Source organism: Yersinia pekkanenii (assembly GCF_001152565.1).
GTDB classification, from domain to species: domain Bacteria; phylum Pseudomonadota; class Gammaproteobacteria; order Enterobacterales; family Enterobacteriaceae; genus Yersinia; species Yersinia pekkanenii.
This window is the reverse complement of record NZ_CQAZ01000016.1, coordinates 67,121-80,655: the sequence shown is the minus strand read 5'-3', so window position 1 is coordinate 80,655 and position 13,535 is coordinate 67,121. Positions and strand designations below refer to the sequence as shown.

Sequence of the window (13,535 nt, the reverse complement as noted above, 5' to 3'; positions counted from 1 at the left end):
TTCTGCTGGTAATTAAAGGTGACTTACGCGAAAGGAGGCTGTTTTTTTAGAATTTTATCAATGACATTTAACACACCAGAACCATTATTTGATTCAGTCTGATATTTTGCGATCTTTTTAATATTTTCTGGCGCATTGGCCATGGCATAACCAAAACCAGCGTATTGCAGCATTTCAATATCATTGCCACCATCACCAAAGGTCACCACTTCTTCATTTTCTATACCCCATATTTGTTGGAGTAATTTAATCCCATTAGCTTTGTGTATACCGGGTATTATCAGGTCGACAGAACCATGACCGCTAGAGACCGGCGTGACAATACCGGCTAATTCGTGTTCAATAAACCTCATAAAATCTGATAATTTTTCATTGGGTAAGCTTATAGCGAATTTGAATGCGGGCTCTGTGACTTGAGTGAAATCATCGATAACTTTAAGGCGATGATAGTATTTACTCATCGTGGTATAAAAATAATCATCTGAAGAGCTCAGCATGTAAGCGCTATTTTTTCCACAAACGATCACATCAAGATAGGGGATTGGCAGTAACGTTTTTATAACCTGATCACATTGTTCATTAGAGATTGCGCCACAAAAAATCTCGCGATGCGCGTTACTGACATAGGCACCATTTTCAGCAACAAACGCGATCTCATCGACGATATCGGGGAAATATGAGATTAGCTGATAATATTGATTGCCACTGGCAACAACAAATTTTATTCCTTGTGCTTTTAATTGTGAATATTGCGAACTAAACCGCTCCTTATCAAAACTCATCTGATCGTTGAGAAAGGTTCCATCCATATCAACGGCAATAATTTTAATACTCATTTAATTTCCTTTTTTAACATATCAAAGATATTGGTTTGATCGAAAATATCTCGGCATTATTCATCTAAAAAAAAGCCAGCATAATTATGCTAGCCGGTAAAATTACCATTCTCAGTCACATCTTTATCTTCAGAACGTTTTTAGCAAACCTATGCTGCTGTTATTTGTTAGCAGGAAGTACCGTGCAATTACTCACAGGAGTATTTCAGTTTAAATGCCCCCATGGTAATGACAATAAATGTCAGGGCGACGATTGAGAATGCCGTGTAAAGGTCAGTTAAGTGAGCAATAAAGCCGATGAGTGCAGGGCCACCTAAAACACCGAAATAACCCATAGTAGCAACCATCGCCACTGACATATTTACGGGCATCACTTTCTCCTGACCTGCCAATGTGATCAATACCGGAACAATATTAGCTGCGCCGATCCCAACCAGAGCAAAGCCCAGCAATGTGAATGTCCAGTCAGGTACCATGACCGCAATGGCATAACCTATCATGGAAAATACACTGCTAAAAATCAGTACTCGCTTGCGGCCTAAGAAACTGACAACTTTGTCGCCCGTAAAACGCATGATTGACATGGTGCCGCCGAAAATAGCGAATCCCCATCCAGCATGCGCGATATCAAGGCCACGGTCATTAGTTAAAAAGACGCCGCTCCAATCTAATATTGCCCCTTCTGCCATAAAACAAATCATGCACATGAGTGCCATTAAAACGAGCCGGAAGTTGGGGCGGGGTTTTGTTATTACTGGCTCATTAGGTTCTTTATGATCGCCGAAGGGGATTAATTCGTTAAAAACAACAGCGGTGACTATAGCAATAACTGCGATAGCAATGAGGGTCACGGGTAAGGGCATTAAGCCAATAGTAAAGAGAATTGCACCACCGCCAGCACCGGCAATCGAACCGATGCTAAATAAGCAGTGGAAGCCTGACATCAGTGGTTTATCTGAGGACTGTTCTACCAAAGAACCCTGAACATTAACGGCCACGTCCACTAAGCCAATACCAGCACCAAAAAAGAAGAGGCATAGTGCCATCAAGGGGAATTGGTCAATAACCGCCAGAGTAGGGAGGAAAATGCAGGTCAAGGCGATACCTAATAGCATTATTTTCCTGCAGCCAAAACGGCCAATGAGTTTTCCGGAGAACAGCATTGCGAGCAGTGAACCCGTACCCAGGCAGAGCAACAACATACCCAATGAACCTGCATCGAAATGCAGTCTTTCTTGGGCGTAGGGCACCAGGGATGCCCACAGCCCCATAGCAAATCCGGCAACAAAGAAGATTGATCGCGTTGATGTGCGTTTAGCCTGAGTATCCATAGGGTATTCAACGATATAGCTAGACATTCAGTGAGTACCTTCTCGGGTCATGGGCGGTGAAAGTGGGGGGTAATGCATGCAAATTAATTTATAAAAGACTTATATTAAGTGGTAATTTATAATGATGGAACGAGAGCTGTCAAGAAGATTGTTGGCTATCAAGAGGGGGTACAAGGTTATGGCGAGGGGTAACAACTTGTGCTGAGACTGATTGAGGTGTTTTCGGTGATAGAATTTTTGCCTTGGGTCGATTCACCCTCCTCATTGATGGGTTTAAGCGCTAAATTTCAAATACCCTAAAATTATTATATGCATCAAGAGTGTATTCTGATATCCCATTATGATAGTCAGGTTTAATACTGTCCCGATAAACAAAGTGGGGGAGGTGTTTACTATCAAATTTTTTTAACAATGCATTAGATAAATCTTCAATACAATTATGACTGACTTGCTCATCGGATATGGATATGGCTATGGTATCGGGATTAATTATAACAATTAAAGATGAAACAATATGGATAAGCCGCTCTAGTATCCGCGCGCTATGGCATGCCATATTATTTTTCGGGTGGTCATAAAATGGCAGTTTTGAAACCTCGCCTGCAAATTGACTCGCCCCGCGAAGCATTTCCCCTGAAATAACAATGCCACATCCAGCACAATGCCTGGGTGGCATAAAAATATAGGCAATAGGTGCATTGATGTTACGACAATTATTCCGATAGAAGCCAAATGCGGTATAGTTCATATCATTACCGACCTGAACAAAAATACCCAATCGGCTACTTAATTGTTCAGTTAGCGCCAATCCTTCCAGATTGGTAATATCGCAGGTGAGTACTTTCCCATCAACAATGACGCCGGGCAGGCCTACTCCTATTGCTTTGATATTATTGTGATTATCGACAATTTTTTGAATACGATGCATCAAGGTTTCTGCGGTCAAATGGTTATAGACTTCATCGTATTCTGCAAGGATCTTGCCATCGGCAGAAGTCAGACATGAAGATATGATACCGGAGGTATTGGTCCCCTCGGCATAAATGCTTAATACGCTAAAGTAACTCGAATTATATATATAACGCTTTGCTGGCCGACCACCACGTGACTCATCGACAGATTTTGCAATAATTTCTCCTTTTGCACATAACTCATTCAATATCGTGCCACAGGTTGCCAGACTTAATCCGGTTTGAACGGATATATCGCTTTTGGTTGCGGATATCAGCGATTTTAATGTGTTGGCAACCAGCATGATATTTTTTTGTTTCATCTGTCTGGTGGTATTAATCGGCACTGTAGTCATGTTTTTCACCAATAGTTCAACTGAAATAAATATAACATGTTCGTATTTATGAAGAAATATTTATCATGGTATTTGTTCGTATGGCTATGGCGATTAAACTTTGCTATACGTTAGCGCTCTTGTCGAGATGTAATATCCAGTGGCGCTGCCACTCTAATCAGCGAGTGGCAGTCGATATATGTCACTCAATAATACCGATATGAATCTGTACCTCTTCAGCGCCACAATATTGCTCAAAGTCTGATAGATAACTGCGCTTTATTTCCTGGTGTTTTTCAAAGAAACGCCATACATCGCCCCATGCCTGAATAAGGGCGGAGGGCATGGAGCCTTTAGCCTCAAACATCAAATATTTTCCGGCGGCTATTATTACGTTATTGTAATCTGGGTTCCCTTTATCGACGATAACACCGGCAGTAACATCATAATAACCCTTCATATCTGACTCATAATTTGAATACACAGCCACCACCGGAGAATCAGGTACCCGACCTGTGATTTCATCTTCTATGTTACCGGCTAAAAAGGTGGTCCATAACCCTGAAATCTTAGCCGTTTCAGGGTTAAATTCATCACTGTTTTTGGTGCGAACGGTCAAGCCAGCTACTTGCTGGCGTGAAACAGTTATTTCCTTGGGGCCCATACTCATCGTCCTCTTCTCCATCGAAATAAGGTGGCAACACGTTGTGACTTAGCGCGATTCAAGAGAATAGCATTAAACCAACTTTGCTGGATGTGCAGCAGCACCCGGCGTAGTGTTGCGCGATTTTTTTCTCAACAAGCTAGAGGACTTTTTCTTGCACCACCCAGACTGCGGCTTCGACCCGTGATTTAAGTTTCATTTTTTTCAACAGATGTTTGACATGAACTTTGACGGTACTCTCTGCAATCAGTAATTTACGAGCAATGGCTTTATTCGGTAGCCCTTTAGCGATGAGTTTCAGGATATCGCGTTCACGTGGCGTGAGAGTGTTAATGTCGCGTTCATTATCAGGTCGATTTTCGCGTAAGTTGATCGCCAGTATCGACATTAATGCATCACTGAGTACCATTTGCCCCGCCGCTGCATCATAGAGCGAGACCAATAAATCCTCTGGATCCATATCTTTCAACAGATAGCCATCTGCGCCGCGTTTTAACGCATTAATAACATCATCCTGATGGTCAGAAACGGTAAACACCACAATTCGGCCAGACAACGACTCCTGACGTAGTCTGTCCAGTGTTTCCAGACCATTCATTCCGGGCATATTCAAATCCAGCATGATTAGGTCGGGATCAAGGTCGGTTGCCAGCACAATACCTTGTGCGCCGTTGCTGGCTTCACCGGCAATGGATAATCCCGGAGCCATGCTGATTAATTGTTTAATACCGTGCCTTAGCATCGGATGGTCATCAATCAACAGGATGGTCGCGGCGTCTTGTTCACTCATGAATAATTCCTGTGGCTGAGGGGGGAAGGCCCCGAATAGGATGACTGATCGATATTCTTCATCATCCGTGGCTATTACCCCATAACCAATAGGGAGTACCCCCTAATAGCCTGTGGAGATATTAAGCTTTCTGGATAAAAAACAGGCATCGGCAAGAGAATGAAAATAAAGAGTATTTTTACAAAAATAGCACTACCCATAAATGATGTGTGTGTATTGTTAGCTGAAAGTTAACTTCACCTCCTCTTGATGTAAATCAACTTTGAAATGGCCTCTGGTGCCTAGGGTGACGCATTACTCCCGTTTGTGGTCACCCTGATTGAGGTTTTTATGTCGCACTCTTCGACCCCACTAGCTAACTCATCATCTTCAGCTATTCCGGCAAAATTACCCGGTGGCCAGTCAATACAGCAGTGGTATCCAGAAGACCCACGGTTCTGGCAACAAGTCGGGCACCGTGTTGCACGCCGGAATCTGTGGATTTCAGTTCCAGCCCTGTTACTCAGTTTCTGCGTCTGGATGCTATTTAGTGCCGTAGCGGTGAACTTGAATAAAGTAGGCTTTAACTTCACTACTGATCAACTGTTTATGCTGACAGCCTTACCGTCGGTATCAGGTGCACTGTTACGTGTGCCTTACTCCTTTGTCATTCCGGTATTTGGTGGTCGCCGATGGACCGCAATCAGCACACTGTTTCTGGTTGTTCCCTGCCTATGGTTAGGCATCGCGGTACAGGACAGCACCACCTCGTATGGGACATTTGTATTAATTTCATTATTGTGCGGTTTTGCCGGCGCGAACTTTGCCTCCAGCATGGCCAATATCAGTTTCTTCTTTCCGAAAGCAAAGCAGGGCGGCGCACTGGGTCTTAATGGGGGATTAGGCAATCTCGGCGTCAGTGTTATGCAACTTATTGCCCCTATTGCTATCTCGGTTGGGGTGTTCAGCGCATTTCTGGGCAGTGGTTATCCGCAAACTGATGGTAGTCAGCTATGGTTACAAAATGCCGCCTATATCTGGATACCGTTCTTACTGATTTTCAGTGTGGCAGCCTGGTTTGGCATGAATGATCTGTCGGCCTCGAAAGCCTCGATAGCTCAACAGTTACCGGTCTTAAAGCAAGGGCACCTGTGGATTTTGGCGGTGCTCTATCTGGCAACATTTGGTTCATTCATCGGCTTCTCTGCCGGTTTTGCCATGTTGGCAAAAACACAATTCCCTGATGTCACCATCCTGCATTATGCCTTCTTCGGCCCGTTACTGGGAGCATTAGCCCGGCCAATGGGGGGCGCACTGTCTGATCGTTTTGGTGGCATTCGCGTCACGCTGGTTAATTTTGTTCTGATGGCAATCTTTGCCGCCTTACTCTTCCTTACCTTGCCGAGTGCGAACTCTACCGGCTGGTTCTTTGCCTTCTTTGGCGTGTTTATGATGCTGTTCCTGACTGCCGGATTAGGCAGTGGATCGACATTTCAGATGATAGCGGTGATTTTCCGCAAACTGACTATTGATCGGGTGATCCAGGCCGGAGGCAGCGATGAACAAGCACAGCACGATGCCGTCAGAGAATCGGCGGCGGCATTGGGATTTATCTCTGCTATTGGTGCCATCGGCGGTTTCTTTATCCCTAAATCATTTGGTACGTCGTTAGCTCTGACCGGTTCACCGGCCGGTGCGATGAAGTTATTTGTGGTTTTTTATGTGGTCTGCGTGTTGATCACCTGGTTTGTGTATGGCCGCAAACTCAATGCCGGTATGGCGACTAAAAAACCACGTTAATCAGTACGATCCGATAGATAAGCAATAATATTGAGCAATGTTAATCCACTTATAAAAATGAATAGGGCTGTCATATCCCTCAATCAGGAGATCTCCGGATGAGCAAGTTTCTTGACCGGTTTCGTTATTTTAAGCAGCTTGCCGAGCCTTTCGCGCAAGGCCATGGCCAGACACTGAACACCAATCGTGATTGGGAGGACGGTTATCGTAGTCGCTGGCAGCATGACAAAGTGGTGCGTTCTACTCATGGTGTGAATTGCACCGGCTCATGTAGCTGGAAGATTTATGTCAAGAATGGTCTGGTAACCTGGGAAACCCAGCAAACTGATTACCCTCGTACCCGTCCAGACTTGCCTAATCATGAACCGCGAGGCTGCCCACGGGGGGCCAGTTATTCCTGGTATTTATACAGTGCCAATCGCTTGAAATACCCGATGATGCGTAAGAGCCTACTGCAACTGTGGCGCGCAGCTAAAGTGCTGCACAGTGACCCGGTAGAGGCATGGGCTTCAATTGTCGGCGACAGCGTACAGGCCAAGAGCTACAAACAAGCCCGAGGTCGCGGTGGTTTTGTCCGTTCAAGCTGGCAAGAAGTGAATGAATTAATTGCAGCGGCTAACGTCTACACCGCCAAACAGTTTGGGCCAGACCGAATTATCGGTTTTTCACCTATTCCGGCGATGTCGATGGTTTCCTATGCGGCTGGCGCGCGTTATCTGTCGCTGATCGGGGGCGTTTGCCTCAGTTTCTATGATTGGTATTGTGATTTGCCGCCAGCATCACCGATGACCTGGGGTGAGCAAACTGACGTTCCGGAATCAGCGGATTGGTACAACTCATCGTATATTATCGCTTGGGGGTCGAATGTTCCGCAGACCCGAACACCCGATGCTCACTTCTTTACGGAAGTTCGTTATAAAGGCACCAAGACCGTTGCGGTAACGCCAGATTACGCGGAAGTGGCGAAACTGTGCGACCAATGGCTGAATCCGAAACAAGGAACAGACAGTGCCATGGCGATGGCGATGGGCCATGTCATCCTTAATGAATTCCATCTACAACGGCAAAGCAGCTATTTTGTTGAATACATGCGGCAGTACACCGATATGCCGATGCTGGTACTGCTTGAACCGCGTGATGACGGTAATTACGCCGCAGGGCGTTTACTGCGTGCCGCCGATCTGGTGGATAACCTGGGGGAGGATAATAACCCCGAATGGAAGACTATCGCCATAGACGGCAATAGCGGGCAGTTGGTTGCGCCGCAAGGGTCTATCGGTTATCGCTGGGGGGAAAAGGGTAAATGGAATCTTGAACAGCGCGCGGGCAAAGCGCAACAGGAAGTCTCATTACAGCTAAGCTTGCTGGGCCAACATGATGATATCGTCAATGTTGGATTCCCCTATTTTGGTGGTGAAATCAGTGAGAATTTCCAGAGCGTGGTACTGGAAGAAGTGCTGCAACATAAGTTGCCGGTAAAACGGTTAACATTGGCCGATGGCAGTGAAGCGCTGGTAACCAGTGTTTATGACCTGATGATGGCCAATTATGGTCTGGATCGCGGTCTGGCGGATGATAATACGGCCAACAGTTATGATTGTATTAAAGCTTACACGCCAGCCTGGGCTGAAAAAATCACAGGCGTAGCGCGCCAGGATATTATCCGTATTGCTCGCGAATTTGCTGATAACGCCGAGAAGACCCACGGTCGTTCGATGATTATCGTCGGTGCCGGTATTAATCACTGGTATCACATGGATATGACCTACCGTGCGCTGATTAACATGTTGATATTCTGCGGCTGCGTCGGGCAAAGCGGCGGTGGCTGGGCGCACTATGTCGGGCAGGAAAAACTGCGACCACAGACTGGCTGGTTGCCTTTGGCCTTTGGTCTTGATTGGCAACGCCCACCGCGCCATATGAATGGGACGTCATTTTTCTACAACCATTCCAGTCAATGGCGTTATGAGACTGTGAGTACCACCCAACTGCTATCCCCGCTGGCCGATAGCTCTCGCTTTAGTCCGAGCCTGATTGATCTTAACGTTCGTGCTGAACGTATGGGTTGGTTGCCCTCAGCCCCACAATTGAACTGTAATCCGCTGACTATTGCTGCCAGCGCGCAACAAGCGGGTCAAACACCGGTAGAGTATACCGTCGAAAGTCTTAAAAACGGCACGTTACGGTTTGCAGCCGAGCAACCTGATGATCCACAAAACTTCCCACGAAACCTGTTTGTCTGGCGCTCTAACCTACTGGGTTCTTCCGGTAAAGGGCATGAGTACATGCTTAAATACTTACTGGGTACCGAAAATGGCATTCAGGGTAAAGACCTTGGCCAGCAGGGCGGCGTGAAGCCGGAAGAGGTGGAATGGCAGGATCATGGCGGGGAGGGGAAGTTGGATCTGGTGGTGACATTAGATTTTCGTATGTCCAGCACTTGCCTCTACTCAGACATTATTTTGCCAACGGCGACTTGGTATGAAAAAGACGATATGAATACCTCGGATATGCATCCGTTTATTCACCCATTATCTGCGGCAGTAGACCCTGCGTGGGAATCTAAAAGTGACTGGGATATCTACAAAGGTATTGCGGAAACTTTCTCACGGGTTTGTGTCGGGCATTTAGGTCAGGAAACCGATGTGGTGACCTTGCCTATTCAACATGATTCACCGGCTGAACTGGCACAACCCTATGGTGTTAAGGACTGGAAGAAAGGCGAGTGTGAGCTGATCCCAGGGAAAACTGCACCTCACGTTATGGTGGTCGAGCGTGACTATCCGGCAACTTATGCCCGCTTTACCGCATTGGGACCGTTGTTGGATAAATTGGGCAATGGTGGGAAAGGGATCAACTGGGATACCCAGCCTGAAATCGATTTCCTTAAAAAACTGAATCATACCCAGCCTGATGGTCCTGCTGCCGGACGACCAAAAATTGACACTGCAATTGATGCCGCAGAAGTGATTTTATCGCTGGCACCTGAGACTAACGGGCAAGTCGCGGTAAAAGCCTGGCGGGCTTTGGAACAACTGACGGGCCGTGAACATGCGCATTTGGCTTTAAATAAAGAAGATGAAAAGATCCGCTTCCGGGATATTCAGGCTCAACCGCGCAAAATCATCTCCAGCCCCACCTGGTCTGGTTTGGAAGATGAACATGTTTCTTATAATGCTTGTTACACCAACGTTCATGAGCTGATCCCGTGGCGTACCCTTTCCGGACGCCAACAGCTTTATCAAGATCATGAATGGATGCGTGCCTTTGGTGAGAGTCTATTGTGTTATCGCCCACCAATCGATACTCGTGCGGCGCAACCTTTACTCAATAAGAAGCCGAACGGTAATCCGGAGAAAGCACTTAACTTCCTGACGCCTCATCAGAAGTGGGGCATTCACTCCACTTACAGTGACAACTTATTGATGCTGACTCTATCGAGGGGCGGCCCAATAGTGTGGCTGAGTGAAGATGATGCCAAAGAGTTAATTATAGAAGATAACGACTGGATCGAAGCGTTTAACAACAATGGAGCATTAACGGCTCGTGCTGTGGTCAGCCAGCGTATTCCGTCAGGTATGACCATGATGTATCACGCGCAGGAACGCATCATTAATATCCCCGGTTCTGAAATTACCGGTCAGCGTGGCGGTATCCATAATTCTGTTACCCGTATCAGCCCGAAACCTACTCATATGATTGGCGGTTATGCGCAATTAGCCTACGGCTTTAACTATTACGGCACGGTAGGCTCCAATCGTGACGAATTCGTGGTGGTGCGTAAAATGAATAACATCGATTGGCTGGATGATGAGCAGCAGAAAGAGAGTCATAACGGGGGCAAACTATGAAAATCCGTTCGCAAGTCGGCATGGTGCTGAATCTGGATAAATGCATTGGCTGCCACACCTGTTCGGTCACCTGCAAGAATGTCTGGACCAGTCGTGAGGGTATGGAATATGCCTGGTTTAACAACGTTGAGAGCAAACCGGGCCTGGGTTATCCGCACGATTGGGAAAATCAGGACAAATGGAAAGGCGGCTGGATCCGTAAAATTAATGGCAAGTTGGCACCGCGTATGGGAGGGCGGGTCGGCGTCTTATCCAAGATCTTTGCCAACCCGGATGTGCCAGCATTGGATGACTATTACGAACCTTTTGATTTCGATTACCAGCACTTGCATAACGCACCTGCCGGTAAACATCAGCCGGTTGCTCGTCCTCGATCACTGATTACCGGTCAACGGATGGAGAAAATCGAGAATGGCCCTAACTGGGAGGAGATCCTGGGTGGGGAGTTTTCAAAACGATCTAAAGATCAGAACTTCGCCCATATGCAGAAAGAGATGTACGGGCAATTTGAACATACTTTCATGATGTATTTACCGCGCTTATGTGAGCACTGCCTCAATCCCGCCTGTGTGGCGACCTGTCCAAGTGGTGCGATTTACAAACGGGCTGAAGACGGTATTGTACTGATTGATCAGGATAAGTGCCGGGGCTGGCGTATGTGTCTGACCGGTTGTCCGTATAAAAAAATCTATTTCAACTGGAAAAGTGGTAAATCTGAGAAGTGTATTTTCTGTTATCCACGCATTGAATCCGGTGAACCGACGGTATGTTCTGAAACCTGTGTAGGGCGTATTCGCTATCTGGGGGTGCTGCTGTATGACGCTGATGCTATTGAGCAGGCGGCGTCGGCAACCGATGAAAAAAACCTTTATCAACGGCAATTGGATATCTTCCTCGACCCTAACGATCCGGCGGTGATTGCACAGGCGGAGCAAGACGGTATTCCACTCAGTGTGATCGACGCGGCACAGCGCTCTCCGGTTTATAAAATGGCGGTGGAGTGGAAATTGGCGCTACCGTTGCATCCTGAATACCGAACCTTGCCGATGGTGTGGTATGTCCCGCCGTTATCACCGATTCAGTCAGCGGCAGACTCTGGCGCGTTACCCCATAATGGTGTATTACCCGATGTAGAAAGCCTGCGTATTCCGGTGCAGTATTTGGCTAATTTATTGACTGCGGGAGATACCGAGCCGGTATTAATGGCGCTGAAACGGCTGTTAGCTATGCGGCACTATAAACGCGCTGAAACGGTTGATGGCAAAAATGATCTCAGCGCGCTAGGGGCTGTCGGGCTGACAGAGGCTCAGGCTCAGGAGATGTATCGCTATCTGGCCATTGCCAACTATGAAGATCGTTTTGTGATCCCATCCAGTCATCGGGAAATTGCTCGCGATGCCTTCCCGGAAAGCAAAGGTTGTGGCTTCAGTTTTGGTGATGGTTGCCATGGTAGTGACAGCCGCTTCAATTTGTTCAATAGCCGCCGTATCGATGCCGTGGATGTGAGCAAAAAGACTGAGCAGGGGGGTCTCTCATGATTAGCCTGCGGATAATCTCCCGTTTACTGGAATACCCGGATACTGATTTGTGGCAGCACCAGCAAGAACTGGTTGAGGCACTGAACGACGCCGCCGAACTCACGGCGGAACAGAGCCACATGCTCAGGCAATTTATCGGTACTTTGTGTGGTAGCGAACTGCTTGATTGTCAGGCTATCTATTGCGGCCTGTTCGATCGTGGCCGCGCCACCTCACTATTGTTGTTTGAACATGTGCACGGTGAATCACGAGATCGTGGTCAAGCCATGGTGGACCTAATGGCACAGTATCAGCGTGCGGGGTTGGTGCTCGACTGCAAAGAGTTACCCGACTTCCTGCCACTGTATCTTGAGTATTTGGCTAACCAGCCTGCGGCCGAAACCACGTTAGGTTTACAGGATATTGCGCCAATTCTGGCGCTCTTGGGCGCGCGCCTACATCAGCGTGATAGTGAATATGCTCAGTTATTTGATCTGCTATTAGTATTGTCAGGCAGTGATATACGTAGTGCGAATCTTGGCGATAAAGTAGCGGGTGAAACCCGTGATGACACACCAAAAGCGCTGGATGCCGTCTGGGAAGAGGAGCAAGTGAAATTCCTTGGCACAGAGGGCTGTTCATCGGCTCAGCAGGGTACTCACCAAAAACGCTTTTCCGGTGCCGTCCTACCGCAATATCTCAGTGTTCAATCCGCATCCGAGGCCAAGAAAGTGGTTCAGCCCCATTCGACTGTGGATGATAAAGGAGTCAGATTATGAACTTTCTGAATAAATTCTTTTTTGATATTTATCCTTATCTGGCGCTGGTGGTTTTCTTGTTGGGGAGTTGGCTGCGCTACGATTATGGCCAATACAGTTGGCGTGCAGGCTCCAGTCAGATGTTGGATAAAAAGGGTGTACGATTGGCCTCTAATTTATTCCACATCGGTATTCTGGGGATATTCTTTGGCCATGTGCTGGGTATGCTGACCCCACATTGGATGTATGAGTCCTTCTTGCCAATAGAGATAAAACAAAAAATGGCGATGATCGCTGGCGGCGCTTGCGGTGTCATGATGTTGATTGGCGGAGTAATGCTGTTGCGCAGGAGGCTGACTAATCCACGGATCAGGGCCACCAGTACCAGCGTCGATATTTTGATCCTGCTGCTCTTGGTGGTACAGGTCAGCTTGGGGCTACTCAGTATTCCGTTCTCGGCTCAGCATATGGATGGTAGTGAGATGATGAAATTGGTCGCTTGGGCGCAGTCAATTGTGACTTTCCGTACCGGTGCATCAGCCTATCTGACCGATGTGGCACTGATTTTCAAACTGCATATCGTATTGGGATTAACCTTGTTTGTCCTGTTCCCCTTTTCGCGGCTGGTACACATCTGGAGTGTGCCAATTGAATATCTAACTCGCCGTTATCAACTGGTCCGTAACCGGCACTGATGATGTGAGCTTCAGTCCGTGGGCATGAC

The 13,535-nt window shown here is 47.2% G+C and carries 10 protein-coding genes; 5 read left to right on the top strand and 5 right to left on the bottom strand.

Annotated elements, in window-relative coordinates:
* Positions 1-23: 23 nt before the first annotated feature.
* The 5 genes from AEP37_RS10115 to narL form a co-directional block, all read right to left on the bottom strand.
* Positions 24-836: a Cof-type HAD-IIB family hydrolase gene (locus tag AEP37_RS10115; RefSeq protein WP_049612943.1), complete on the bottom strand. Its 813-nt coding sequence runs from the start codon at positions 834-836 to the stop codon at positions 24-26.
* Between the two features lie 188 nt (positions 837-1,024).
* A complete protein-coding gene (locus AEP37_RS10110; protein ID WP_408068325.1) occupies positions 1,025-2,167 on the bottom strand; it encodes an MFS transporter in 1,143 nt (380 codons plus the stop codon).
* Between the two features lie 280 nt (positions 2,168-2,447).
* On the bottom strand, positions 2,448-3,473 hold the full coding sequence (locus tag AEP37_RS10105) for an ROK family protein (RefSeq protein WP_049612939.1): 1,026 nt from the start codon (positions 3,471-3,473) through the stop codon (positions 2,448-2,450).
* 181 nt (positions 3,474-3,654) lie between these two features.
* Positions 3,655-4,122, bottom strand: a complete 468-nt coding sequence (locus tag AEP37_RS10100) for a GyrI-like domain-containing protein (RefSeq protein ID WP_235801400.1) — start codon at positions 4,120-4,122, stop codon at positions 3,655-3,657.
* Between the two features lie 133 nt (positions 4,123-4,255).
* The gene (narL, locus tag AEP37_RS10095) at positions 4,256-4,906 is read right to left on the bottom strand and encodes a two-component system response regulator NarL (RefSeq protein ID WP_049612937.1); all 651 of its coding nucleotides are present in this window, start codon (positions 4,904-4,906) and stop codon (positions 4,256-4,258) included.
* 330 nt (positions 4,907-5,236) lie between these two features.
* Here narL and AEP37_RS10090 point away from each other — a divergent pair, with 330 nt between their 5' ends.
* From AEP37_RS10090 to narI, 5 genes are all read left to right on the top strand, one after another.
* On the top strand, positions 5,237-6,685 hold the full coding sequence (locus tag AEP37_RS10090) for a NarK family nitrate/nitrite MFS transporter (RefSeq protein ID WP_049612935.1): 1,449 nt from the start codon (positions 5,237-5,239) through the stop codon (positions 6,683-6,685).
* 98 nt (positions 6,686-6,783) lie between these two features.
* A complete protein-coding gene (locus AEP37_RS10085) occupies positions 6,784-10,536 on the top strand; it encodes a nitrate reductase subunit alpha (RefSeq protein WP_049612934.1) in 3,753 nt (1,250 codons plus the stop codon).
* Positions 10,533-12,074, top strand: a complete 1,542-nt coding sequence (gene narH / locus AEP37_RS10080; protein ID WP_049612932.1) for a nitrate reductase subunit beta — start codon at positions 10,533-10,535, stop codon at positions 12,072-12,074. The genes AEP37_RS10085 and narH overlap by 4 nt, the downstream gene beginning before the upstream one ends.
* Entirely contained in the window at positions 12,071-12,832 is a 762-nt protein-coding gene (narJ, locus tag AEP37_RS10075; RefSeq protein WP_049612930.1) for a nitrate reductase molybdenum cofactor assembly chaperone, read from the top strand. Before narH ends, narJ begins: the two co-directional genes overlap by 4 nt.
* Complete coding sequence (gene narI / locus AEP37_RS10070) at positions 12,829-13,506, top strand: respiratory nitrate reductase subunit gamma (protein ID WP_049612928.1); 678 nt, start codon at positions 12,829-12,831, stop codon at positions 13,504-13,506. Before narJ ends, narI begins: the two co-directional genes overlap by 4 nt.
* Positions 13,507-13,535: the final 29 nt, after the last annotated feature.

Coding starts and splice junctions, on each gene's coding strand:
- narJ (WP_049612930.1), top strand. CDS start 12,071: ATGATTAGCCTGCGGATAATCTCCCGTTTACTGGAATACCCGGATACT.
- AEP37_RS10105 (WP_049612939.1), bottom strand. CDS start 3,473: ATGACTACAGTGCCGATTAATACCACCAGACAGATGAAACAAAAAAAT.
- AEP37_RS10090 (WP_049612935.1), top strand. CDS start 5,237: ATGTCGCACTCTTCGACCCCACTAGCTAACTCATCATCTTCAGCTATT.
- AEP37_RS10085 (WP_049612934.1), top strand. CDS start 6,784: ATGAGCAAGTTTCTTGACCGGTTTCGTTATTTTAAGCAGCTTGCCGAG.
- narH (WP_049612932.1), top strand. CDS start 10,533: ATGAAAATCCGTTCGCAAGTCGGCATGGTGCTGAATCTGGATAAATGC.
- AEP37_RS10110 (WP_408068325.1), bottom strand. CDS start 2,167: ATGGATACTCAGGCTAAACGCACATCAACGCGATCAATCTTCTTTGTT.
- narI (WP_049612928.1), top strand. CDS start 12,829: ATGAACTTTCTGAATAAATTCTTTTTTGATATTTATCCTTATCTGGCG.
- AEP37_RS10115 (WP_049612943.1), bottom strand. CDS start 836: ATGAGTATTAAAATTATTGCCGTTGATATGGATGGAACCTTTCTCAAC.
- AEP37_RS10100 (WP_235801400.1), bottom strand. CDS start 4,122: ATGAGTATGGGCCCCAAGGAAATAACTGTTTCACGCCAGCAAGTAGCT.
- narL (WP_049612937.1), bottom strand. CDS start 4,906: ATGAGTGAACAAGACGCCGCGACCATCCTGTTGATTGATGACCATCCG.